Origin of the sequence: Actinomadura rubteroloni (assembly GCF_002911665.1) — a bacterium.
GTDB lineage: Bacteria > Actinomycetota > Actinomycetes > Streptosporangiales > Streptosporangiaceae > Spirillospora > Spirillospora rubteroloni.
The window spans coordinates 1746819-1769264 of sequence record NZ_MTBP01000001.1 but is presented as its reverse complement, the minus strand read 5'-3'; the positions used below and the strand labels follow the sequence as shown (position 1 = coordinate 1769264).

The following is a 22446-nucleotide window of genomic DNA, read 5'->3' as shown; positions in this document are numbered from 1 at the left end:
CCGCATGCCCGAGAACCCCCCGGTCCGGGTCGACGTGGAGTGGGCGCTGTGGGGCCGCTCGCCCGAGACGGGACGCGACGGCGTCCTCGCGTGCAGCGCCGGGCGGCTCGGCCCGGAGAACTTCGCGGAGATCGTCGGTCGCTACGACACCGGCACGCCCGACGAGCTGCCGCAGGTCACGGTGGCGTGGGCGGGCGCGGGCGACCGCTCCTACCTCACGCTGGCGCGGCAGGAGTGGTCGGCCGAGGAGGACCGCTACGGCCGCCGGACGGCGACGGTCCGGCTGTTCTGCGTCCCGTACGCGGCGCTCGGCGGGACGCCCGTCTCCTACGAGGAACTGCACGCGCGGTTCGCCGGCGTGCCGCTCCCGCCGGACGGGTCCGCGCCGCTGAGCGTCGAGCTGGCCGGGCTGCGGCCCGAGGAGCTGGGCGTCCGCGTCACCGACCAGGCCCGCGCGACGGCCGCGCTGCTGCTCACCGGGACGCCCGTCTGCGTCATCCCCGACGCCGTCCTGTCGCTCGGCACGCGGCTGCGGTTCCTCGACACGGTCGCCGCGCTGCTCCCCTACGGGATGCGGACGTCGCTGTCGGCGTCCACGTGGACGAGCGGGACGGCCCGGCACCGCATCCGGCTGTCGTTCAGCGGCGCGGGGCCGTCCGGGTTCCACACGGTCGTGCTGAACGGCGCGACGCCGCCGCCGTTCGGCAAGGCGGCGGCCGGGTATCTCGACATGCTGCGCGAGGCGTCCGACCTGACGTCGGTGATCGGCGCTCTGGCGGGCAGCACCGGCCCGCTGACGTTCCGGGACGGCGCGGACGAGGCGCTGCTGCGGCTGGAGCACGCCGTCCACGGCCGTCCGGCGGACGTGGCCGCGACGCTCGCCGCCTGCGCGGACGCCATCGACCGGCGGCGGTGGGGGGTGCTGCGCGAGCGGCTGCCCCGGCTGTCGCGGCAGGCGCTGATGACGTGGGGCCCCGAGGCGCGCGACCTGCACCGGGAGGTCGTGGAGACGCGCGGGCTGCTGTCGGCGCGGTCCCTGCCGTCCGACGTCCGCGCCGACCTGCACGACGCCGTCCTGCTGCTCGCCTACGGGCCCGCGCTGACCCGCGCCGACGTCGCGCGGATCCTGGACGCGGCCGGGGAGCCGTCCGCCGATCTCGTCGCGGCGATCGTCCGGCACGCGGCGGTCGATCTGGACGTCGCGCTGCTGCTCGGGGACCGGCCGGGCGGGGGCGGCGTCCGCGAGATCGTCCGGCGGGCCGACGCGGCGGAACTCGTCGCGTGGGTCGCCGCGCACCCGGACGCGCACGCCCAGGTGGACCGCGTCCTGGCGGAGGTCCTGTCGCGCCGCCGCTCGGACGCCGGGGCCGTCCAGGCCGCGCTGCGCGCCCACGCCTACCTGGCGGACGCGGTCGCCGTCCGGCACGCGGGCGACCACCGCGCGCAGGTCGGGGTGCTGCGCGACCTGCTGTCGGCGGCCTACGGCCGTCCGTCCCTGACGGACGAGCAGCGCCGCGAGGTCCTCGAACACCCCGCCGCCGCGTCCCACCCCGCGTTGCGCGAGGCCGCCGAGCCCCCGAACGACGAGCCCGCGCGGCACGAGACCCCGGCCGTCGACGAGCCGAGTCCGGGCCTCACCACGACCGAACTGGCCATCAGTTGCACGGTCGCGGCCGTGCTCGGGCTGGCGATCCTCGGCGTCGTCGGCCTGCTGATCTGGTGGGTGTTCTCCTAGAGCCGGACGACGAGCTTGCCCGTCGCCCGGTTGTTCTCCATGTCGTCGTGAGCCTGCCGGACCTGCTCCAGGCCGTGGTAGACGCGGTCGACGGGGAAGGCGAGCCGTCCGGCCGCGACCGCGTCCAGGATCTCCTGGAAGTCCGCGCGGGGCAGGTCGGCGGCGTCGCCGAAGTAGCCCGCCAGGCGGACGCCGCGCGGCAGGTACTCGTTCGGGGAGAAGTCCGGGATCGTCCACTGGTTGGACAGGCTGCCGCTGAAGCAGGCCGTTCCGTGCACGCGCACGGCGCGCAGCGTGTCGGGCAGGGTCGGCGTGCCGACGAGATCGAGGGCGGCGTCGACGCCGTCCGGGTACAGCGCGCGGACGGCGGACGCGACGTCCCCGGTGTCGAGCAGCGGGTGGTGAACGCCGCGCTCCTTCAGGAACGCGAGACGGTCCGGCTGCCGGGTGGTGGACAGCACCGTCGCGCCGCGCCATCCGGCGAGCGCGGCGGCGGCCAGGCCCACCGAGGACGTCCCGCCGCGGATCAGCACGGTCTGGCCGGGGCGCAGGTCCAGGCCGACGGTGAGCGAGCCGTAGGCCGTCTGCACCATCTCCGGCAGGGCGCCCAGCACCTCCCAGGGCAGATCGGTGTTGACGGGGATGACCTGGGACAGCGGCACTGACGTGTACTCGGCGTACCCGCCGTCGTAGGTGCGTCCCATGTCGCCCATCATCGCGACGACCCGCTGCCCGGGGACCAGGCCGCTGCCGGGCGGGGCCGCGTCGACCGTGCCCGCGGCCTCGATGCCCGGCACGCGGGGGAACGTGACGCCCACGCTCAACCCCAGCCGCAGCTTGAGTTCCGAGCGGTTGACGCCGAACGCCTCGACGCGGACGCGCACCCAGCCGTCCCGGTCGGGCGGGATCGGGAGCGTGGTCAGCCGCAGGTCGTCCACAGGGCCGGGGGCGGTGAGCTGGATCGCGCGCATCGTGGTCGTCACGAGTCCGGTCAACACGAAGGCGCGTCGGCCGCATTCCCGGGGGCGTCGGGCAGGGACGCGCCGGCCCAGGGACGGACGATCCGCTCGACCTGCTCGTCGGAGATGTCGGCCAGGGCGTCGAGGCGCAGGAAGTGCCGCGCGACGACCAGGCCGAGGATGGACGTGACCGTGAGGGCCGCGCGGAGGTCGGCGTCCGGGTCGTCGGTCGTGGCGGCGAGATTGCGCGTGCGGTCGTCGAGGAACGCCTTCATCGCGGACGTGGCCTCCGGCGCGGTGAGCATCGACCGGACGAGCGCGCGGACCTGCGGCGACGGCTCGTCCAGGCGCACGTCCAGCACGCGGGCGAGGTGGGCGGGGACGTCCTCGCCCGGCCATTCGGTGCCGAGGTCGATGGCGAGCGCGAACAGCTTGTCCTTGGAGCCGTAGTGCTGGAGGACGAGCGACGGGTCGACGCCCGCCCGGCGCGCGATGGACCGCACCGTCGTCGCCTGGAGGCCGTGCTCGGCGAACTCGGCGCGCGCCGCGTCCAGGATGCGCCGCGCCGTCGCCGCGCGCTTGGCGGCGCGTCCGGTGTGTTCCGCCATACGTTCACTCTACAGCCGTTGAGCGATGTGCTAGTTTCGCTCAACAGATGATGAGCGAAAGGAACCGCATGACCACCACGCACCCGACCGTCCTGCTGATCGGCGCCTCGCGCGGCCTCGGCCTCGCCCTCGCGCAGGAGTACCTGGCGCGCGGCGCGCACGTCGTGGCCACCGTCCGCGGCTCGCGGCCGACGCCGCTGCACGACCTCACCGACCCGAACTTGGAGATCGAGCACGTCGACATCACCGAACGCGCCCAGGTGGAGTCACTGCGCGACCGGCTCAAGGACCGCGCGTTCGACCTGCTGTTCGTCGTCGCCGGCATCACCAACGGGCGCTACGAGACCCCGGCCGACGTCGACCCCGACGAGTTCTCCCAGGTCATGACGACCAACGCGCTCAGCCCGATGCGCACGGTCGAGCTGTTGCGGGACCTGGTGCGCGCGGACGGGACGATCGCCGTCATGTCGTCCGGGCAGGGCAGCATCGCCAACAACGAACGCGGCGAGTTCGAGATCTACCGCGCCAGCAAGTCGGCGCTGAACCAGCTCATGCGCAGCTACGCCGCGCGCCACCGGGACGACCCGCGCACCCTGCTGCTCGCCGCGCCCGGCTGGGTCCGCACCGAACTCGGCGGCCCGGACGCCGTGCTGACCGTCGAGGAGAGCATCCCGCGCCTCGCCGGGGTGATCGACGCCCAGCACGGCCGCGGCGGCCTCCAGTTCCTCGACTACCGCGGCGAGACGCTGCCGTGGTGACGTCACCGCTGGTCGCGATCGAGGAGCACTGGATGCTCCCCGAGCTGGCGGCGGCCCTCGAAGGCCGCGACGACAGCCTGACCCTCAACCGGTTCGGCGACCACGAGCAGCGCCTCACCGACCTGGCCGACGGCCGGATCGCCGCGATGGACGAGCAGGGCATCGACGTCTCGGTCATCGCCCTGACGCCGCCCGGCACCCAGGCGCTCCCGCCCGACGAGGCCGTCCGCCTGAGCCGCGCGGCCAACGACACCGCGGCGGCGGCCGTCGCGCGCCGCCCGGACCGGTTCCGGGCGTTGTCGACGCTGCCGCTGTCCGCGCCCGGCGCGGCGGCCGACGAACTCCGCCGCGCCGCCGACCTCGGTCACGTCGGCACGATGGTCTACGGCCACGCCGGACGGCTGACCCTCGACGACCCCGCCTACGACGACCTGTGGGCGACGGCGGCGCGGCTGCGGCAGCCGGTCTTCCTGCACCCGCAACTGCCGTCCGAGGCGACCCGCGACGCGCTGTACCGGGGGTTCGACGCCACGACCGACCTCGCCCTCGCCACGTTCGGCTGGGGCTGGCACGTGGACGCCGCCACCGCCGCCCTGCGGCTCATCGTGCGCGGCACCTTCGACCGCCATCCCGACCTGCAACTGATCCTCGGCCACTGGGGAGAACTGCTGCTGTTCTGGCTGGATCGCGCCGACGGTCTCGCGCGTGCGGCGGGCCTGCCGCGAGCCGTGTCCGAGTACGTCCGCTCGAACGTGTACGTCACGGCGTCCGGAATGCTCGACCCCGCGAAACTTCGCCACGTCCTGACGGTGACGACTCCCGACCGCCTGCTGTTCTCCACCGACTACCCGTTCCAGCACCCGACCCGCGACGAGATCACCGCGTTCCTCGACGTCTTTCCCGAACGCGACCGTCCGCTGTTCACGACCCGCAACGCCGCAACCCTGTTCGACCTCGACCTCTGACCGCCGCACGACCGCGAGCGCGGCCACGGCGCCGCCCGCCGAGCCCGCTCGCGTCGGCGGTGGGACCCGGGGACGAACCCGGCTCCCTCTCAGGTCCCGCGCGGCGGATGGTCATCGCGGGCGATGTGCCGTCGATCCGGCTCCGATCAGGATCAACGACATCCGAACCCGCTTGAAAGGCGCCTTCCGATGGCACACGCACTCCTCCGCACCTCCGCCGTGGTGACAGCCGCAGCGCTCTGCGCCGGGCTCGCCTCCGCGTCCGCGTCCGCAGCCGCCGGACCGCACCGCGGCGCCCTGGTCTCCGCCGAGCACCTGCGGACCCTCTCGTCCGGCCAGGTCGCCGGGCAGCTCGCGGCCGCCGGATACGAGCACGCCTCGGTGCGCAACGGCGTCGACACCTACCGGCTCGTGTACCGGACGGTCGACGCGCACGGCCGGCCGACGACGGCGAGCGGACTGTTCGTCCTGCCGCGCACCGGACGGCACCGGCTCCGGACGGTCTCCTACGACCACGGCACCACCAGCTACAAGGGCGACGCGCCGTCCACGACCGGCGACGGATTCGCCCCGGCGCCCGCCCTCACCTACGGCGCGGCGGGCTTCGCCGCCGCCGAACCGGACTACCTCGGCCTCGGGCTGGGACCGGGCGTCCACCCATGGATGAACGTGCCCTCGGAGGTGACCGCCTCAGTCGACATGCTGCGGGCCAGCCGCGCCTTCGCCCGGCGGCACGGCCGCGAACTCGACCGCAAGGTTTTGGTGACCGGGTTCTCCCAGGGCGCATCAGCCGCCACCGCACTGGGCCGGGCCTTGCAGAACGGATCCGACCCGTGGTTCCGGCTCGGCGCGCTCGCCCCCATCAGCGGCGGATACGCCTTCCGGACGGCAGAAATCCCAGCGCTGCTCAACGGCGGGGTAGAACCGAAATCCGGCACGCTGTACGCGGCCTACCTGCTGGTCGCCTTCAACCGGCTCCACCACCTGTACGACTCCCCCGCACAGGTCTTCAAGAGTCCTTACGACGAGACCATCGAGCAGCTATTCGACGGCACCCACACTGGCGAAGAACTGTTCAACTCCACTCCGGGCACGATCGGCGACCTCCTCACCCCCTACGGGCTGAAACTGCTCACGGACCCGCCCGAGCGCTTCGCCGCAGCCCTGAAGGTCCTGGACGGCACATGCCAATGGACGCCCAAGGCCCCGACGCGGCTCTACTTCAGCCGGAACGACGAGCAGGCCGTCAACGCCAACAGCACCACGTGCCGGACTCAACTCGGCACGCAGGTGCCCCTCATCGACCTGGGAACCGGGAACTACCAGGGCTCCCGGCACCTGGGCTCCAACGTGGCGGGCACCGCCGCGATCGTCCGCTGGTTCCTGACCCTGAAATGACCACCGCCCCCCGCCCACGCGGCGAGCCACTAGGGCGGCTCGCCGCACGGGCGGACTGTAAGGTCACCGCATGCGCACCGGTCACCCGCTCCGGGAACCCAAGGCACCGAGAATTCCGAAGACCCTGGCACCGGCGACCGACGCCGACGTGAACGTGGAGCACGACGGAAAATACCTCTCGGTCGCCTACGGCCCGGTGACGATCATCGGGAACGGCGCGGAAGACCCCGAGTTCGAGCGCTGCCGGTTCGAGCGGACCTGGTTCTCGGGGGTCACGCTGCACAGGGCCGGTTTCGCCGACGTGGAATTCAGCGGTGCCGACCTGGCGAACGCCCGCCTGTTCAACTCCAGGATGTTCACTACGACCGTCACCAACTGCCGGATGACCGGCCTCCAACTCCCGGAAGCCGGACTGCGCGACGTGGTGTTCGACGGCTGCCGCGCCGACATGGCCAACTTCCGGTTCGCCCATCTGCGCGACGTGGTCTTCCGCGACTGCAACCTGTCGGAAGCCAGCTTTCAGAACGCCGAACTGGCCCACGTCCGGTTCGAGCGCTGCAAACTCGTCGCCACCCAGTTCAGCAACGCCAGCATGAACGACGTGCGCTTCTCCGGCTGCGATCTCAACGGCGTGCGCGGCGTCACCAGCTTCGACGGCGCGATCGTCGCCGGCGCCGACGCCATGGGCCTCCTCGACGCCCTGGCGTCAGCACTAGGAATCACGATCGAGCACTAGCCCAGCCCCGCTGTGCCCCCGATCGGCATCGGCCCGAGCGTCGGGACGTGGGACGCGCTGGATGCGGGCGGCGATCTGATCGGGGGTGCGGGCGCCGATCTCGACGCGCAGGACGTCGTATCCGGGCTGGAAGAGTCGTTCGCAGGTTCGGCGATAGAGGTGCGTCTTGGCGCGGCTGGAGCCGGGTGTGGTCTAGAAGCGGTCGCGCGGTTCTCGGGCAGCGAGCCGCGCGGCGGTCACCTCGGGGTCGGGGTCGACAACACGGCCAGGTCGGTACGGTCGGCGGCGGCGTTCAGCGCCCACAGCAGGGCCACTCCGTCGAGGCGTCGCACGACCAGCCCGGAGGGCACATAGCGGTCGCACAACTATCTCGCCCACGCCGGACGGGCTGTCCACCGAAACGAACAGGCCTTTCCAGCGGTCAAAAGAGGGGCGGAGCATCAGTGTCCTCGGGACGTATCGGAGGTGGGTCGGCGAGCAGGTCTCGCAGGGACGGGTTCGCGGCGGTAGCGGCTAGCGCGCGCAGCAGGCGGGCGCACATGAGCGCGTCGTAGGCCGCGCGGTGCGCTCTCATGTCCGGTCGTCCGGCGTCCCGGCCCGCCAGGTCCAAGCGCTCGACCAGCGCGCCGAGCCTGTAGGACTTCTCCCCCGGCAGGAACCGCCGGGCGAGCTTGAGCGTGTCGATCGTGAACGCGGGGGCGTAGCCCAGCTCGCGTCCGATCACCGAGATGTCGACGTGGGCGTTGTGCGCGACCAGCACCGCTCCGGCCAGCGCGGCGCGCATCTCGTGCGCGACCTCGCCGACGCTCGGCTCACCGGCCGCGTCGGCGTCGCCGATCCGGTGAAAGCGGCGTGCCAGGGCGGTGATCGGCCGGGGCGGACGGACCAGCCACACGCGCGGCGCCCCGATCGTCCCCCGTCGATCGGGACGGCGGCCAACTCCACCAGATCCGGCGGGCGTTGCCCGTTCCCCTCCACGTCCACCGCGACGTAGCGATAAGCCCGCCACGGCGCCGTCACGTCCTTGGACCGAAGATCGTCGCTCCGGCCCTCCTCGGCGTCGTCAGGCGTCTCGTTCGCGGCGGTGCCCGAGTCGCGGGTCATGCGGGGTCTCCCTCGCCGGGCTGTGGCCGCCAGCCGATCGGCGCCCGCCCGTGTCGGCGCGTTGGGGGCTGGGTGGCGGGTTGGTTAGTGGGGTTTTGGGTGCCAGGGCATGGCTTCTTGCCAGCCTTGGCGGTCGTGCGCCCAGGCGAGCATTGCTTCGGCTATGGGGCCTGGGCCGAACATCTCGAAGGGCTTTGGGGCGTAGTGGGCCTGGAAGTGCTTGTCGTCGCTGCCTTCGCGGTATTCGACCTGGTAGGTCATGTCGTCGTTCAGGTACGCCTGCATGTAGTGATGACCTGCGGGTTCCCGGTCTCGTCGTTCCAGGATCACGAACCGGTTGCGCAGGGTCATGTCGGCCAGCAGGTCGTGCAGGGCGTCTCTGGTCGGATCGTCCACGGCCCGTCCGGCTTCGTCGACAGCTCGCAGCTGGGGTCTCGCCATGGCCGCGACTGTAGTGGCCGAACAGCGCCGCACCACCTTCCGGTGGAGCAGTGCTCAGGAGCCGTTCAGGGGCGCGGGAACTCGACCGAAGCAGCCCGCGCCCCCTTCGGTCGGCTCGATTCGCCAGCCCGGCGGCGGCGCATGCCTGCCGGCAGCATCCACCACGGTAGCCAACGTCATCTTGATCCCAGCGTCCCTGGAGAAGGTCACCGCGCTGAACGAGGCGTTGCTGGAGAAGGTCGTCTCTTCGAACCCAGCGTCCCCGGAGAAGGTCAGCGCGTTGAACCAGGCGTTCCCGGAAAAGGTCGCCGCGTCGAACAAGGCGGTCCTGGAGAAGGTCGCCTTGTGGAACCAGGTGGTCCCGGAGAAGGTTGCGTGGGAGAAGTCGGCGTGGTGGACGGTGCAGTTGGTGAGGGTGAAGTCGGTGAGGGTGGCGCCGGTCAGGTCCAGGGAGATGCCCGACCAGTGGTGTTCGGCGGCGGGCTGGAGGTGGGTGGTGAGGAGGCGTTGGGCGGTGAGGCGGACCTGGTGTTCTTCGCGGGGGTCTGGGCCGTGGGGGGCGGGTTCGATCGGAGGTGGCCTGTTGTCGCGGGCGGCGCGATAGCGGGCAGCGTTGCGGCGTGCCCTCTCGCGGTGTTCTTCCTGGGGGTCGGGAGGGTTGGTCGGGGGTGGGGTGTAGGGCATGCGCAGGTAGGCGCAGATGATGTTGACGATTGTTTGTCGGTGTCGCTCGTTGTCGTTGGCCAGCCGCTCCAGGGTGTACAGCGCGGTGAGGCGGACTGGTGCCTTGTCGGAGCCGAGTTGTTCGGCGGCGGCGTTGTACAGCTCGGTGATCCGCCGCTCGGCCGCGTCCAACTGGCCCAGCGCGGTCACCAGTTCGGCGTGCCGTTGCCGTCTGAACGCCAGCATCAACCCGACCGCTGCGCCCGCCCCGCCGCCGGCGGCCAAGCCGGTGCGCACCGCCTCCACCCGGATCTTGGCCCGATCGGTGCCGGGCGGGGCGTCGTCGGCGACGTCCAGCAGCCAAGAGGTGGTCAGCCAGATCGTCGACGCCGCCGCCCCCGCGGCCGCCAGCATCCAGAATCCCGCCGCCAACGGCCGCACGCGCAGCGGCCTGCCCTCACGCCGAGCCCGCGCCTGTACCCAGCGCCGCCGTACCGGCTCCAGCCCCCGCCTCACACGCCCCTGCGCGCCGCTCGGCGCCACCTCGCCCACAACCCTCAGACGCGGCCACCGCGCCCGCCGTTCACGATGCCGCGATCAGTGGCAATGCCGCGTCCGGTCTGTAACCCGACTTGGCTCAAGATCGCTGATCTTGGGTAGGGTGCTGGCTGTTGAGCTGCGGTTTCGTCGTGTGAACGGCGAAAATCTGCGCACTAAGCGGCCGGTTCCAGGGGTCTGCCCATCGCTTCCCGGTTACGGCTTCAGCGACAAGCCGGCCGCGCCGGGGTGGGGGATCGAGCGGATATCCGACGCGTGGTGCGAGCTGATGGCCCGGCTCGGCTACCGGCGGTTCGGCGCCCAGGGCAGCGACTGGGGCACCAGCATCGCCACGAGCATCGGTCAACGGCAACCCGATCGGGTCGCCGGCATCCATCTCATGCCGCCGCGCGCACCGCCCGATCCGGCCACGTTGGACGACCTCACCGGTGCCGAACGGTCGGCTACGGGCTGGTCGACTCGCCGGCCGCCCTCTGCGCCTGGATCGTCGAGAAGTTCTGGTCGTGGACCGACTCCGGTGGCGACCTGCATCGGGTTATTACCCGGGATGAGCTGCTCGACAACCTGATGCTCTACTGGCTGCCCGGCACCGGTGCCTCATCCGCCCGGCTGTACTGGGAAAGCCTCCGGCAGGTCAACGAATGGATCTCCGGGTCGGCCGGCGCGCCGGTGACCGTACCCACCGGCTGTTCGGTCTTCCCCAAGGAGCTGCAGCGCCCGTCTCGGCGGTGGGCGGAGCGCCGGTTCCCGAACATCCGGTACTGGAACGAGCCCGGCAAGGGCGGCCACTTCGCGGCGTTCGAGCAGCCGGCGTTGTTCGTCGACGAGGTCCGGTCATTCTTCCGGCTGGTCCGCTGATGGTCACCCGTACTCGGTAAGCGGCTGGCTGAAGATCAACAAGTGCCCATCGGGTGTCCGTACGTTGAAGTCGCGCATCCCGTAGGGCCGGTCAGCCAGTGGCTCGACGATGTCGGCGCCGCGGGCGCGCAGCTCGTCGTGGCAGGAATCGACGTCGTCGACGACAACCGTCACTCTGGCCGGGCCGACGCTGCTTTCGGCGTACAGGTGGAACTCGGCGGTGTCACGGATCACGGCCGCGTAGCTAGGTGGGGTCTCCCAGGTGAATATGGTGTCGAATCCGAGCACGTCTGTGAAGTACGACCGCGCTGCCTGCACATCTCGGCACGGCAGCACGGGAACCGCCACCCGCATGACCATTCCGTCACCTTACCTGACTTTGGCTCAAGATCGATAATATTGGGTAGTGTGCTGGCTGTTGAGCTGCGGTTTCGTCGTGTGAACGGCGAAAATCTGCGCACTAAGCGGCCGGTTCCAGGCTGTCTCTCGTGGCGTATGTGCGCACGGTGAAGACGGCGTCGGGGGCCAGGGCGGTGCAGATCGTGCACTCCTCGCGTCGCGGGTCGCGGGACATCGAGCACATCGGCTCGGCGCATGACGATGCGGCGTTGGAGGCGCTCAAGGCGGTGGCGAGGCAGCGTCTGGCTGTGGGGCAGCCCGAGCTCGACTTTGGCCCGGACTTCGCGGCGTTGCAGGCCGGCAGTGGTGCTGGTGGTGGGCCGCTTGCGATCACGTCGTCGCGGATGGGGTACCTGTGGGACGCGCTCGGCCACGCCTACCAGCTGTTGGGGTTCGAGGAGGCCGCCGGTGGTGACGAGGTGTTCCGATTACTGGTGCTGGCACGGATCGTCGAGCCGACCAGCAAGCTGGACAGTCTGCGGGTGGTCGAGGAGGCAGGTTTCGACCCGCCGGCGTACGCGACCCTCAAGCGGCGTCTGCCCGCGTTCGCGAAAGAGTCCTGGCGGCAGAAGTTGGCCGCGGCGTGCGCCCGCACCGCTGATCTGGGGCCGGCGTCACTGGTTCTCTACGATTTGTCCACCTTGTACTTCGCGACCGATGCCGGGGACGGGTTCCGTGAGCCCGGGCTCTCCAAAGAACGCCGCCTGGAGCCGCAGATCACGATCAGGCTGCTCACCGACGCAAGCGGGTTTCCGTTGATGGTTAACGCGTTCGAGGGCAACCGGGGCGAGACCACCACAAGCGCGAGTCGATCGACGCGCACCTGACGGTCGTGTTCGCCGCCCTGGCCGTCAGCAGGTGGATCGAGCAGACCACCGGCTGGTCGATCAAGAAGTTCGTGCGCACCACCCGCCGCTACCGCACCATCAACATCCAGGCCGGCGAGCACACCCTCACCGCCGTCGACCCGCTACCCGACGACCTCCGCGATGCCCTCACCCGCATCCACGACCGCGGTGCGCACTAATTTGAGCCAAGTCAGGACCCTCAGACGCGGCCACCGCGCCCGCCGTTCACGATGCCGCGATCAGTGGCAATGCCGCGTCCGGTCTGTAACGCGCGGGCGGCGGTGAGTTGGCGGCGGCCCCGCGGACTAGCGGGTGGTGATGCGCGGAACCCCCGGCTCGTCGGGGCTTGCCGGGGGTTCTCGGGTGGACGTGCTTTATGCGCGGGCGTTCCTGGCGCGCGTCAGGAGGGCGGCGAACGTTTCGGGGGTCAGGGTGAGGTGTCCGGCGTCGGGGCGCTTCGAGTCGCGAACTGCGATGGCGCGCGTGAGCGGTGCGACTTCGACGCAGTCCGACCTTGAGCCGCCCGTTCCGCTGTGGCTGGACTTCTGCCATGTGAGGGGTGTCATCCGAGTCCTTCCACTGCCTGCTGGGACCTATGGGTTGCTGGTACGCGATTCATTCGCGGTGCGTGTGGTTCAGGGGGCCGGGGGTGGGCCGTCGAGGCTGCGGATGGTCGGCTGGCCGGGACGTTGAGCATGTGTGCCGCGGTGCGGCGGTGTTTAGGCCGCACGGCCGTGCTTGGCCGTCGGTGTGCGGAACCCCCGGCTCGCGGGGCGTGCCGGGGGTTCTTGGTGGACGTGCCTCAGGGGCGGGCGTCCTTCGCGTGCGCGACGAGCGCGGCGAACGTTTCCCGGGGGAGGGTCAGGTGCCCGGCGTCCGGGTTCTTCGAGTCACGGACGCCGACGACACCGGACAAGCCCGCCAGCTCAACGCACGCGCCGTTGACGCTGCCCTCGCTGCGGCTGGACTTGCGCCACTGGATCATCGATATTCCTCCATGATCGCCTTGATGAGAGCGATGGACGCGCTCCGGCTCTCGGCGACGTCGCCTATTTGGCGGAACCATACTTGATACTGGTCCACCTCCGACGCGTCGATCACCAGTCGGCCCGGCCCGAGCGCCTCGGTGTATGCGGAGGCGGTCCCGCCCACGCTGTACAGGTCGAACCCACCGTCCCGGCCGACGTGACCGCCCGCGTTGCGGCTGACGACGCGTACCGCCCAAGACGGAGACTCCGCCAGCTCCAGCAGCTTGGCGAGCTGCTCGCGCATGACCTCCGGCCCGCCAACCGGGTGCTCCAGCGCGTCCTGGTCCAGGTAGAGCCAGACGAGAGGACGCGGACTCCGATTGAGCGCTTCCTGACGATCAAGCGCCTCCCGAAGGGCCGCGTCGACGTTCCGCCGACCGCTTTCGGTGAGTTTCGCGCGAATGTAGTTCTCCGTCTGGGCGAGTGCGGGCACCCAGCCAGGCGCCCAGACGCAGATCTGGTCGGCGTGGGCTTCCCGTCGTGCCCGATCTTTCCGCCACTCGGAGGAGTGGCGAGACTTCGCCCATCGGATAATTCGCCCAAGGAGGCCGCCGGTCTCCCAAATCTCGTCGAGCCTGTCGGCGTCCTCCTCCTGGAGGCGGGATTCACCGGCCTCAATCTTGGAGAACAGCGTCCGATCCTTCCGAAGGATCTCGCCGACCACCCGGTGTGACGCTCCGTGAACCTTGCGAAGTCTGAGCAGTTCGTAGGCCGCCCAGTCGTACATGTTCCGGTCGGGATCCAACTCCCGTCGGTTCGCCATCCCACACGCTCCGCGTTCTTCTGGGGGGTGAAGCCAAGGATTTCGCCTAGGCAAAGTACCTCGCAGAGGTCCACCCTGGGAACCGTTCGGGAAAAAACAACGACAGGTGAGGCGGCACTCGGAACAATCCGGGCATAGCTTCCGGGAAGGGGCCGTTATGGGCCAATCGAAAGGTGTCGTCACGGCGATCGAGATCGCCATTGTGATGTCCGTGGCGGGCATTGGTGTGATCACGGGGCTGGTGACCTATCTGTCCATGCCGGTCGTCCGGCGCTGGAGGCGTGGCCATCACCGGAGGACGCGATGAGCAACCCTGAGAAGCGTCCGGAGATCCTGCGGATCGACCACCGTGAGCCGCTGCCCGGGTACCGGGAGCCCGAGGGCCGGTGGATGCGGCCCTACATCGCGCTCGACGGGACGTGGAAGTGCAGCCTGCGGCGTCCGCTCACCCACGAGCAGGAGCGGGCCGGGTTGCTCTACGTCGTCGTCGCGCTGGATCTGAAAAGCCTCAAAGCGCTGATGGCGCATGAGGACGGCAAGGCCGCGCGGCTGGCCGGGCGGTCGGGTAACGGCGGACCGGTCGGGGAGGGCGGTCCGCCGGAAGCGACCGCCCCGTAAGTCCCCGAAAACAGAAACCGAGACCGAGAACCGGAACCCCATCACCATGACCAAAAAGCCCGAAGAGCCCCAGCAGCCGACCCTCTACACCCCGGCCGAGGTCGCCAACTTCTTCCGCGTCGACCCCAAGACCGTCACCCGCTGGGCGCGGACCGGGACGCTCAACCCGATCACGCTGCCGTCGGGGCACCGGCGCTACCACGCCGCCGAGATCCACAACCTCCTCCAGGCCGGCAACGCGCCCGACCCCGCCGCCGCGGCCGACCCCGACCCCGTGCCCAGGCCCAACCCGCGCGCCCGCGCCGTCCTGAACGCCGTCATCCGCGACTACTTCGACGGCGACGCCACCGCCCTCATCAAAGCCGTCCGCGACGGACTCGGCTGACCCACACCCAACGGAAAGAGCCCGGCATCCCGAGGGGGATGCCGGGCTCTCCCCTGTGCCGAGTCCCGGGTCAGGCGGTTTCCACCAGTGGGAACGGGAGCAGGTCGGCGGGGAGCAGGCCGAGTTCGGCGACCACGCGGCGGGCGTCCACGGCGCCCAGCCAGGTCTGCGCGTCCGGGGACAGGGTGCGCCAGACGTCGGTCGCGTAGGTCTTCGCGCCGGTCTCGGGCGGGCCGGGGTTGGCCACCAGGGGGATTCGTTCGGCGGCGAACTGGGCCGGGGCGTCGCCAATCGCGCCCAGGCGCATGCCGCGTGCGCTGAGCTCTCCGAGTTCGCGTCGCCAATCGATGCGTTCGGGGCACGGGAGGATCTGTGACCGGACGTCCGTGCGCGGCGGGTGGGGTGGGGACGCGCCCACGACGAGCAGCGCCGACCGTCCGGGGCCTGGTGTGACGCGGCGCGCGACGGTTCGCAGCATGTCCTCCGCCATCGCGGCGGATCGGTCGCCCGCGTCCCCCGCATCGCGCCGCACGCGGGCCAGGGCGCGCAGGGCCTCCGCAGGCGGGACGGACCAGGCGGGCACCGACACTGGACGTTCGTCCCGCCGCCACCGGTCGAACGTGTGGCGGCCGTACGCCACCACCGACACCAGCGCCCGACCTTGGAGGGCTTCGGCGAGCGCCGTGACCACGTCCCGGACGGCCTCCAGACGCGCCGCGACCGTGTCCGCCGGGCCGCTGACCTCCACCGCGCACACCAGGTGCACCGGGCCGGGCGGCGGGTTGAACGACCTCGGAACCGACGCCACCAGTTCCCGCCAGCTCCGGTCGTCGGGCGCCGGGTTCAGCGGGCCGTCCTGCGTCGAGAACCCGACGCGGCCGGGCCGGCGCAGCAGCGCGGTCACTGTGTGCCGTCCGGGCGGGAGGAACGCGGCGTCCTTGTGCAGCAGCCGGGGCGATCGGTCCCGGACGGCCACGACCGCGAACACCACCCCGCGCGGCCCGCCCGGCTCGCAGCGGACCGTCCGGCCCGTGATGTCGCCGCGCCGCGCGCCGGGCTCGAACAGCGGGAGCTGGTCGAGTTCCAGCTCGCCGGTCTCGGGATGCCGCCGCAGCACGACCAGCGCGTACCGCTGGGTGATCGCGGACGCGGCGATGGCCTCCCGGACGGTCGACGCGACGCTCACGCGGGGCGCGATCACCGCCCGCAGGCCGACGGCGCCGAGGTCGCGGGGCGGGTCCGCGCGGCCGAGGGCCGTGTCGGTGAGGGCGGTGAGCAGGTCGGGCGGCGCGCCGGTCGTGCCGAGGACGAACGCGCCGTCGCCGGGCGACCAGCCGGGAGGCCAGACCGTCCGGACGGACCCGTCCCAGCGCGACGACTCGATCGCGTGGCGCGGGGTGCCCGCCGCGTCGCGCCGGACGCCGTGCGCGGCGAGCCCCGTGCCGCCCAGCTCGAACAGGGTGAGCGGGGTGTCGCCGAGGCCGGCGATCAGCTCGTCCAGCGTGCCGCGGAACTCCTCGCGCGTCAGGCGCGGCTCGGCGCCGGGCTCGGCAGGCGTGGGCGACGGAACCCGCTCCGGACGGGTCGGCGCCGGGGCCTCGACGGCGGGACCGGGGCCGGTGCCGAGGCCGGGCCCGGGGCCGGTGGCGGCGATCGCGTCCCGCCGCTCGGCGGCCATGAGGCCGAGCCGGACGGCGAAGTCGCGCGCGAACACCGCGAACGGCCGCGCCCGGGGGTCCAGCCGGTCCAGGCCCGCGTCGTCGCGCAGCAGCGCGAGCATGTGGTCGAAGCTCGTCCCCGGCCAGTAGCCCTGCCGGACGCCGTGCGCGTACACGGCGTTCAGCGCGTCGTACCGCTCGAACGCCGTCGCGCCGCGTTGCAGCAGTTCGGCGACGCCGGGCCGGAAGCCGTAGACGTCCCGTTCGATCTCCTCCAGCAGCCCGCCGACGAACAGTTCCGCCCGCTCCTCCAGCCCGGTGCCGCGCACCAGGTCGCGTTGCAGCGCCGCGATGAGCGGCAGGTCCAGCCGGGACGCGCCCGACAGCACCTCCGCCAGCCGCCGCGCCCCCGGCGACGCCCGGTGCCGGAAGGCCCGCACCCGCTCGTCCGGCGTCAGCGCCCGGTTCGCGACGGCGGGCCGCGCGGTCTCCGGCAGGCTCGGCAGCGGCACGGCGTCCGCCCAGCCGGTGCCCGCGACGACGGCGTCCGTCCACCGCCGCAGCGCGCCCGCCTCCAGCGACACGACGGGCAGCAGCGGATCGTCCCGGTCGGGCACCCACGGCGGATGCCGGACGACGCACGCCGAGTTCGGCGCCCCCGGATGCTTGGCCTGCACGCCGTAGCCGGGCGCGCCGTGCGCGGTGTCGGGCCAGTAGCGGCGCGGCAGCATCTGGAGCAGCGCGGTCGGCATCTGCGCCGCCCAGTTCCCGATGGCCTCCCAGCCTTCGCGGTCGTACCAGCCGTCCCCGACCGCGTCCGTGGCGACGAGCACGAGCCGCGAGCCGGACGGGTCGGCGAGCCGTCCGGGCGGGTGCTCGGCGCCGCCCGCGTCGGCGATCCGGACGTCCCCGCCGCGCAGCCGCAGCTCCCACCGGGTGACGGTCCGGAACGCGCCGACCTGCGCGAGGACGGCCTCCAGCGCGTCGAACGTCCGGCCCCACACGCGCATCGACGACCCGGCGTCCACGACGAGCGACAGGTCCAGGACGCGGACCTCGGGCCGGTGCGTCCGGACGGTGAACACCCGCGCCTCGGCGATCGCCTCCACGCTCGCGTCGATGTCGATCTCCGGCGGGCCGGGACGCGTGACGCGCTTGAACCGGCGCAGCGACCGCGCGATGTCCAGCCCGCGCGGCAGCTCGGGGGCGGTGCGCAGGGCGACGCGGCCGGCGGCCGGGGCGTCCGGCACGGCCCCCTCGGCCCGGTCGGCCGGACGGAAGAGGTTCGCGCCGGTGCCGTCGGTCGTGCCGCTCGGGCCGGTCAGCGGCGCGTCGGGCTCGTCGGGCGGCGGGACGTCGCGCTGTTCGGGCTCGTCGGGCGCCGGTCCGGGGTCGTCGGGGGGCGGCGGGTTGCGGCACAGCCACAGCACGTCGCAGATCTCCCGGACGCTGAGCCGCTCGCCGTCCGCCAGCTTGACGTCGGCGAGCGCCCGGACCAGCCGGTCGTTCACGGCCCGGTCAAGTCGCTGGTGAGGTACTTGCGCAGCACCTTCTCCGCCGCCGGGCCGAGCGGCTGGCCGGTGACCAGGTGCAGCAGGTCCAGGAGCTGGTTGACGGCGATGGTCTCGCCGCGCTCCAGCCGCTCCACGAACGAGTCGATCGCCTCGTCGCCGGTCGCGTCCGCGCCGAGGTGGGCCTTGACGATGTCGACCAGCGCGTCCCGGTCGGGGTTGCCGATCGTGAACCGCACGCAGCGGCGCAGGAAGGGCGGCGCGAACGTCCGTTCCTGGTTGCTCGTGAAGACGATGACCGGGAAGTGCTTGCGTTTCACGACCCCGCTCGCCGGGATCTCGTACTCGCCCTGGTCGTCGCCGACGACCCGGAACGGCTCGGCGCTGCGGACGCGGGCCAGCGGCGGGATCGTGAACTCGCCGTTCTCCAGCACGTCGAGCAGGTCACCGGGCAGGTCCAGGTCGCTCTTGTCGATCTCGTCGATGAGGACGACGCGCGGCCGGTCCGACGCGGCGAGCGCGGTGCCGAGCGGGCCGAGCGTGACGTAGTCGCCGATCTTCGGATCGCCGCCGCCCTGCCGCTGCGACTCGTGCAGCCGCCCGAGCGCGTCGTACTGGAACAGCCCGTCGTCGCGGACGCTCTTGGACGTGATGTGCCACTTCAGCAGCGGCCCGAGCCCCAGTTCCTCCGCCAGCCGCCACGCCAGCGTCGACTTGCCCGACCCGGCCGGGCCGGTGAGCAGCAGCGGACGCCGCAGGTGCAGCGCCGCGTTCACCACGTGGTCCAGGCCCTCGGGCAGGACGAACTCCCACGGCTCGCCGTCCACCGGCTTCGGCGTCCGCCAGCGCGGCACCTCCGGCAGCGTCACCGGGCGGCCGTCGGCGGGCGGCAGGCCGGAGTTGGTGAAGATCCGCCACGGCACGTCGCCGCTCATGCGCGCCTCTTCTCCGGGCCTTGCAGCCGTCCTCGCACGATCTCCCCGTCCTCCATTCTGACGCCTCCCCGGCCGTTCAGGTTGTTCCAGATGACCGAAGGTTTCTCGGCGGGGGCGAGGAACGCGACGAGACGCTCGGGCAGCCCGTCGTCCCGGCCCAGCGCCGAGTGCTTCTTCCAGCGTTCGGACATCTCGGTCACGCGGGCCGCGGATGCGCCCTCTTCGTCGGCGTACCAGAGGACGTAGCCGTGGCCGTTGCCGAGGATCCGGGTGAGCGGATCGCACGCGTCCCCGGCCCAGCCGCCGACCAGGCACGGCGCGCGGCTGGCCTCCTCCCGGTACAGCCAGGTCTGGAGCGCGCCGTCGTCGGCGGCGTGCTCGGCGGGGACGGCCAGCAGCGGCGCCTGGTCCCCCACCAGCCGCTCCCGCGCCCGCTGGACCTCGCGGCCCTCCTCGGTCCGCAGGTGGTACCACCAGCGCAGCCGGGGCTCGTGCAGCGCGCTGACCGGCTTCTTCTCCGGCCAGTACGGGATCACCTTCCAGTGCTCGATGCGCCGGTCCAGCAACTTCCGGGGCAGCACCAGGTCGACCACCAGGCGGTGCTTGGCCACCTTGCGGCGCAGGTCGGCGACCAGGTCGGCGAACGCCTCCTCCAGGTCGTCCTCGGAGGCGTACCGGCGGCCGGGGACGTCGCCGACGGACGGTTCGACGGTGACGCTGAGGGTCCGGGACGTCCAGTCCAGCTCGCCGTCGGGGCGGTTGCTCTCCTCGCCGAAGTCGATGAGCGCCCAGTGCGGGGTGTCGGCCAGCTCGGCGGCGTAGTCGCGCGCGAACGTCTCGGCGTCCGCGCGGAGGTAGCCGGTCCGGTCCACCCAGGCGCCGATCGCCGGGTCCTGGACGCCCGTGCCGTTCTCGGCGGCCACGCCCAGGACGAAGTGGACGAGGCCGCGCGGGACCTCCCGGTCCGCGTCCGCCGACGCCGCCTCGACCAGCAGGACGTCCGCCGACGTGTACTCGGGGTGCCGCCCGACGGTGCGGAGGTAGACGGTCCGCAGGCGCTCGGCGTCCAGGAGCCCGCCCCCGGCCGCGCGCAGCGGCGCCTTGGCGTCCAGCGCGGTGAGCAGGGCCTCGCGGGTGGCCTCGCCGCCCGCCTCCGGGCGCATCAGGGCGCGCTTGAGGTTCCAGGCGTTCCACCGCTCGGGCGCGACGACCAGGCGGTGCGCGTAGACGTTCGCCACGGACTGGTCGAACTCGGCGCCGCCGCCGGGGTCCTCCGCCAGCTCCTCCTGCCCGAAGATGCCGTTGAGCTGGTAGTACAGCGGGTCGACCAGCGTGACGCGCTCGTCGCTCGTGGCGGCGATCTCGGCGCGGCCCCGGGTGAGCGCGGTCGCGAACGACGCGCCGCCCTCGGGGTCGGTGACGGCGAGGACGTCCACCGCGTGCGCCTGTTTGCGGTCCAGGGCGTCCAGCAGCGCGAGCTTGTCGTAGTCGTCGTCGCGCGCGATCCCGGTGCCGATGCCGAGCGGTCGCGTGGCGGCGTTGAGCGCGGCATTGTCCGTCTCGTCCGGGACGACGACGAGCGCGTGCGCGCCCTGCGGACGCCGCAGCAGCACGATGACCGGCCGCAGCCGCGCCGCGCCGCACATCCCCGCGAACATCAGCGACAGGTCCAGGCAGTTGCCGCGCCGCTCGCCGTGGACGAGCGCGACCGGGTCGCGGACGAACTGCCAGTGGTCGTCGAACGACGGCGGCTCCTCGGCGGGCAGGATCCCTTCCGCGCGCAGGTTCTCGTAGAGGTTCTGGACGCGCCACAGCGCCTCCGCCGCCGCCGCGGGCCGCTCCGGGACCGCGATCAGCGCCTTCCCGGCGAACCACTTCGTCAGGACGAGCGGCGCCAAGCGCTGCGGCTCCCCCGACCACCACGACCACGCGTTCATACGACCTCGACCACGTCCCGCAGCAGCGCGGGACCGTCCGCGTCGTCGGCGAGGGCCAGCGGGTGGACGCCGGGCGCGGGTGCGCCGAGGTCGGCGGTGAACGTGCCGTCCTCGGCGAGCGCGACCGGACGGGCCGCGTTCGTCCCGAGGCGCGCCCAGAGCTTGCGTCCGCCGCCCCAGGCGCGTGCGGTGCCGCCGATCACGACGGGCTCGCCGGACGGGTAGTAGTCGTCCACGTCCACCAGCAGCGCCAGTTCGGGGGCGCCCGGATCCCCGCCCGGACGGTCCGCCGCGCCGAGGAACGGGTCGTGCTCCAGGTCGTTCAGCACGGCGTCGATCATCAGGACGAGCGTGCGGAGCGCCGACGGCGCGCTCACGACGCCCTGGTGCGTCTGGTCGGAGTACCCGACGGACACGCCGGCCGCCCCGCCGGGACGCGCCGAGACCACCGGCACGGTCCCGTCGCCGCCGTCCTCGTGGGCGGCGAGCAGGTCCGTCCCGCCGGACACGCGCAGCACGCGCCGGGCGTGCAGGCTGTGCAGCGTCGCCTGCTGCGGCGTCGTCCGCGCGCCGAACCCGGCCACCGCGTCCAGCCGCCGCGCGAACTCGTGCTCGACGTTCAGGTCGCGCAGGAACGCCGCGCCGTGCTCCACGAGATCGGCGTCCAGGCCGAGCGCGGCCGCGAGGTTCCCGGCGCGGCGCAGCCGGGGGCGGACGCCCGCGCGCCGGTCCGCCACGACGGGGTACAGCGGCAGCAGCTCGTAGAGCGACGGGACGCGGCGCAGCGTCTCGGCCAGCACCGCGAACGGCAGGTGCTTGATCTCGACGCCGTTCACCAGGTAGCCGAGCGCCTTCACCGCGCCCCGGTGCGGCGTGCCGAGCGTGATGACGCGGGCGCAGTGGACGGCGCGGTCGTCGTTCTGAAGGTAGTGCCGCGCGATGAGGCCGCCCATGCTGTGCGCGACGATGACGACCTTCGTGTCGCCGTGCCTGCGGGCCTCGATGGCGTCGCCGAGCAGCTCGGCGTTGTAGGCGGCCGGGCGGCGCCAGTCGTAGGGGAACTCCAGGTAGTTGGACGTCGGGTCCAGCTCGTAGCTCGCGTCCAGCCTTGCGCGGAGCCGCGTGTAGGCGCCCGCGAGGCGCGTCAGCGCCGGGATGGGGGCGGCGAGCAGGTCGTAGGGCTCGATGCCGTCGCGGTAGCCGGGGTCGGCGAGGTCGGCGCCCTTCGGGACGAGCAGCCCCGGCACCCGGACCGGGTTGCGGGCGGCGGCGAGGCCCCAGACGACCGTGCCGTCCGCCGTGCGCAGCGCGCTGCCGCCGATGCCGGGCAGGACCACCAGCAGGCAGGGCATCGGCCGCCGCGTCCTGTGCTCGGTCACTCCGGACACCCCCGTCGCAGGCCGGGACTTTCCTTCTTCGGACGGGCCCGGGCCGTCGGCCGTTCCCGTCCGTTCGATCGTAAAGTAACCGTAAAGTCGGCGTGACCGGAACGGACGGAGACAATGCCGCCGGATCGTGCGTCCAGAACGGGACGAGAGCACATCCCGGCACAACGGAAAAGGTATTACTCCGCACAACTCA

Annotated in this window: 21 protein-coding genes and 2 pseudogenes; 10 read left to right on the top strand and 13 right to left on the bottom strand. The window is 72.3% G+C overall.

Going from position 1 to position 22446, the window contains the following annotated elements; genetic code table 11:
- Window positions 1-4: 4 nt before the first annotated feature.
- Entirely contained in the window at window positions 5-1735 is a 1731-nt protein-coding gene (locus tag BTM25_RS07840; RefSeq protein ID WP_103562027.1) for a hypothetical protein, read from the top strand.
- On the opposite strand, the gene BTM25_RS07835 is transcribed toward BTM25_RS07840, so the two are convergent.
- Window positions 1732-2718: a zinc-binding dehydrogenase gene (locus BTM25_RS07835; RefSeq protein ID WP_235828286.1), complete on the bottom strand. Its 987-nt coding sequence runs from the start codon at window positions 2716-2718 to the stop codon at window positions 1732-1734. The two genes, BTM25_RS07840 and BTM25_RS07835, sit on opposite strands and share 4 nt — an antisense overlap.
- An 8-nt stretch (window positions 2719-2726) precedes the next feature.
- Window positions 2727-3302: a TetR/AcrR family transcriptional regulator gene (locus tag BTM25_RS07830; protein WP_103562026.1), complete on the bottom strand. Its 576-nt coding sequence runs from the start codon at window positions 3300-3302 to the stop codon at window positions 2727-2729.
- 68 nt (window positions 3303-3370) lie between these two features.
- On the opposite strand from BTM25_RS07830, the gene BTM25_RS07825 reads away from it, so the two are divergent.
- From BTM25_RS07825 to BTM25_RS07810, 4 genes are all read left to right on the top strand, one after another.
- Window positions 3371-4060 carry an SDR family NAD(P)-dependent oxidoreductase gene (locus BTM25_RS07825; protein WP_103562025.1) on the top strand — a complete coding sequence of 230 codons (690 nt, stop codon included), beginning with the start codon at window positions 3371-3373 and terminating at the stop codon, window positions 4058-4060.
- A complete protein-coding gene (locus tag BTM25_RS07820; protein ID WP_205647991.1) occupies window positions 4057-5025 on the top strand; it encodes an amidohydrolase family protein in 969 nt (322 codons plus the stop codon). Before BTM25_RS07825 ends, BTM25_RS07820 begins: the two co-directional genes overlap by 4 nt.
- Before the next feature lie 189 nt (window positions 5026-5214).
- Complete coding sequence (locus BTM25_RS07815) at window positions 5215-6423, top strand: alpha/beta hydrolase family protein (RefSeq protein WP_205647990.1); 1209 nt, start codon at window positions 5215-5217, stop codon at window positions 6421-6423.
- Window positions 6424-6493: 70 nt separating this feature from the next.
- Window positions 6494-7159, top strand: coding sequence for a pentapeptide repeat-containing protein (locus BTM25_RS07810; RefSeq protein WP_103562024.1), 666 nt, complete (start codon window positions 6494-6496; stop codon window positions 7157-7159).
- 421 nt (window positions 7160-7580) lie between these two features.
- On the opposite strand, the gene BTM25_RS07800 is transcribed toward BTM25_RS07810, so the two are convergent.
- From BTM25_RS07800 to BTM25_RS07790, 3 genes are all read right to left on the bottom strand, one after another.
- A complete protein-coding gene (locus BTM25_RS07800; protein WP_205647989.1) occupies window positions 7581-8054 on the bottom strand; it encodes a 3'-5' exonuclease in 474 nt (157 codons plus the stop codon).
- Window positions 8055-8347: 293 nt separating this feature from the next.
- Complete coding sequence (locus BTM25_RS07795; RefSeq protein ID WP_103562022.1) at window positions 8348-8704, bottom strand: hypothetical protein; 357 nt, start codon at window positions 8702-8704, stop codon at window positions 8348-8350.
- A gap of 54 nt (window positions 8705-8758) precedes the next feature.
- Entirely contained in the window at window positions 8759-9781 is a 1023-nt protein-coding gene (locus tag BTM25_RS07790; RefSeq protein ID WP_146059003.1) for a pentapeptide repeat-containing protein, read from the bottom strand.
- A gap of 247 nt (window positions 9782-10028) precedes the next feature.
- On the opposite strand from BTM25_RS07790, the gene BTM25_RS29900 reads away from it, so the two are divergent.
- Together BTM25_RS29900 and BTM25_RS29895 are read left to right on the top strand one after the other, a co-directional pair.
- Window positions 10029-10493: an alpha/beta fold hydrolase gene (locus BTM25_RS29900; protein ID WP_205647988.1), complete on the top strand. Its 465-nt coding sequence runs from the start codon at window positions 10029-10031 to the stop codon at window positions 10491-10493.
- Complete coding sequence (locus BTM25_RS29895) at window positions 10493-10783, top strand: alpha/beta fold hydrolase (RefSeq protein ID WP_051792828.1); 291 nt, start codon at window positions 10493-10495, stop codon at window positions 10781-10783. Before BTM25_RS29900 ends, BTM25_RS29895 begins: the two co-directional genes overlap by 1 nt.
- A 3-nt stretch (window positions 10784-10786) precedes the next feature.
- On the opposite strand, the gene BTM25_RS07780 is transcribed toward BTM25_RS29895, so the two are convergent.
- Entirely contained in the window at window positions 10787-11143 is a 357-nt protein-coding gene (locus BTM25_RS07780) for a VOC family protein (RefSeq protein WP_053731577.1), read from the bottom strand.
- A 128-nt stretch (window positions 11144-11271) separates the two neighbouring features.
- Here BTM25_RS07780 and BTM25_RS07775 point away from each other — a divergent pair.
- Window positions 11272-12209, top strand: a pseudogene (locus tag BTM25_RS07775) (IS1634 family transposase).
- A 195-nt stretch (window positions 12210-12404) separates the two neighbouring features.
- Here BTM25_RS07775 and BTM25_RS07770 read toward each other — a convergent pair.
- From BTM25_RS07770 to BTM25_RS07760, 3 genes are all read right to left on the bottom strand, one after another.
- A complete protein-coding gene (locus tag BTM25_RS07770; RefSeq protein ID WP_103562020.1) occupies window positions 12405-12596 on the bottom strand; it encodes a DUF397 domain-containing protein in 192 nt (63 codons plus the stop codon).
- A gap of 236 nt (window positions 12597-12832) precedes the next feature.
- Window positions 12833-13015, bottom strand: a complete 183-nt coding sequence (locus BTM25_RS07765; protein ID WP_103562019.1) for a DUF397 domain-containing protein — start codon at window positions 13013-13015, stop codon at window positions 12833-12835.
- On the bottom strand, window positions 13012-13821 hold the full coding sequence (locus BTM25_RS07760; protein WP_103562018.1) for a DUF5753 domain-containing protein: 810 nt from the start codon (window positions 13819-13821) through the stop codon (window positions 13012-13014). The genes BTM25_RS07765 and BTM25_RS07760 overlap by 4 nt, the downstream gene beginning before the upstream one ends.
- Window positions 13822-14124: 303 nt before the next feature.
- Here BTM25_RS07760 and BTM25_RS07755 point away from each other — a divergent pair, with 303 nt between their 5' ends.
- Both BTM25_RS07755 and BTM25_RS30275 read left to right on the top strand, forming a co-directional pair.
- Window positions 14125-14439, top strand: coding sequence for a hypothetical protein (locus BTM25_RS07755; RefSeq protein ID WP_205647987.1), 315 nt, complete (start codon window positions 14125-14127; stop codon window positions 14437-14439).
- Between the two features lie 46 nt (window positions 14440-14485).
- Window positions 14486-14665 (top strand): annotated as a pseudogene (locus BTM25_RS30275) (helix-turn-helix domain-containing protein); the annotation flags it as partial.
- Between the two features lie 229 nt (window positions 14666-14894).
- On the opposite strand, the gene BTM25_RS07745 reads toward BTM25_RS30275, so the two are convergent.
- The 4 genes from BTM25_RS07745 to BTM25_RS07730 are packed head-to-tail and all read right to left on the bottom strand — an operon-like array spanning window position 14895 to window position 22244.
- A complete protein-coding gene (locus BTM25_RS07745) occupies window positions 14895-17993 on the bottom strand; it encodes an SAV_2336 N-terminal domain-related protein (protein ID WP_103562016.1) in 3099 nt (1032 codons plus the stop codon).
- Complete coding sequence (locus tag BTM25_RS07740; protein ID WP_103562015.1) at window positions 17990-18928, bottom strand: AAA family ATPase; 939 nt, start codon at window positions 18926-18928, stop codon at window positions 17990-17992. The genes BTM25_RS07745 and BTM25_RS07740 overlap by 4 nt, the downstream gene beginning before the upstream one ends.
- Window positions 18925-20865 (bottom strand): hypothetical protein, encoded by a 1941-nt coding sequence (locus BTM25_RS07735; RefSeq protein ID WP_103562014.1) that lies wholly within the window; start codon window positions 20863-20865, stop codon window positions 18925-18927. The genes BTM25_RS07740 and BTM25_RS07735 overlap by 4 nt, the downstream gene beginning before the upstream one ends.
- Window positions 20862-22244, bottom strand: coding sequence for an esterase/lipase family protein (locus tag BTM25_RS07730; RefSeq protein WP_103562013.1), 1383 nt, complete (start codon window positions 22242-22244; stop codon window positions 20862-20864). The genes BTM25_RS07735 and BTM25_RS07730 overlap by 4 nt, the downstream gene beginning before the upstream one ends.
- Window positions 22245-22446 lie beyond the last annotated feature (202 nt).

Coding starts and splice junctions, on each gene's coding strand:
- BTM25_RS07840 (WP_103562027.1), top strand. CDS start 5: ATGCCCGAGAACCCCCCGGTCCGGGTCGACGTGGAGTGGGCGCTGTGG.
- BTM25_RS07830 (WP_103562026.1), bottom strand. CDS start 3,302: ATGGCGGAACACACCGGACGCGCCGCCAAGCGCGCGGCGACGGCGCGG.
- BTM25_RS07825 (WP_103562025.1), top strand. CDS start 3,371: ATGACCACCACGCACCCGACCGTCCTGCTGATCGGCGCCTCGCGCGGC.
- BTM25_RS07815 (WP_205647990.1), top strand. CDS start 5,215: ATGGCACACGCACTCCTCCGCACCTCCGCCGTGGTGACAGCCGCAGCG.
- BTM25_RS07810 (WP_103562024.1), top strand. CDS start 6,494: ATGCGCACCGGTCACCCGCTCCGGGAACCCAAGGCACCGAGAATTCCG.
- BTM25_RS07795 (WP_103562022.1), bottom strand. CDS start 8,704: ATGGCGAGACCCCAGCTGCGAGCTGTCGACGAAGCCGGACGGGCCGTG.
- BTM25_RS07790 (WP_146059003.1), bottom strand. CDS start 9,781: ATGCTGGCGGCCGCGGGGGCGGCGGCGTCGACGATCTGGCTGACCACC.
- BTM25_RS29895 (WP_051792828.1), top strand. CDS start 10,493: ATGCTCTACTGGCTGCCCGGCACCGGTGCCTCATCCGCCCGGCTGTAC.
- BTM25_RS07780 (WP_053731577.1), bottom strand. CDS start 11,143: ATGGTCATGCGGGTGGCGGTTCCCGTGCTGCCGTGCCGAGATGTGCAG.
- BTM25_RS07770 (WP_103562020.1), bottom strand. CDS start 12,596: ATGACACCCCTCACATGGCAGAAGTCCAGCCACAGCGGAACGGGCGGC.
- BTM25_RS07765 (WP_103562019.1), bottom strand. CDS start 13,015: ATGATCCAGTGGCGCAAGTCCAGCCGCAGCGAGGGCAGCGTCAACGGC.
- BTM25_RS07760 (WP_103562018.1), bottom strand. CDS start 13,821: ATGGCGAACCGACGGGAGTTGGATCCCGACCGGAACATGTACGACTGG.
- BTM25_RS07755 (WP_205647987.1), top strand. CDS start 14,125: ATGAGCAACCCTGAGAAGCGTCCGGAGATCCTGCGGATCGACCACCGT.
- BTM25_RS07740 (WP_103562015.1), bottom strand. CDS start 18,928: ATGAGCGGCGACGTGCCGTGGCGGATCTTCACCAACTCCGGCCTGCCG.
- BTM25_RS07735 (WP_103562014.1), bottom strand. CDS start 20,865: ATGAACGCGTGGTCGTGGTGGTCGGGGGAGCCGCAGCGCTTGGCGCCG.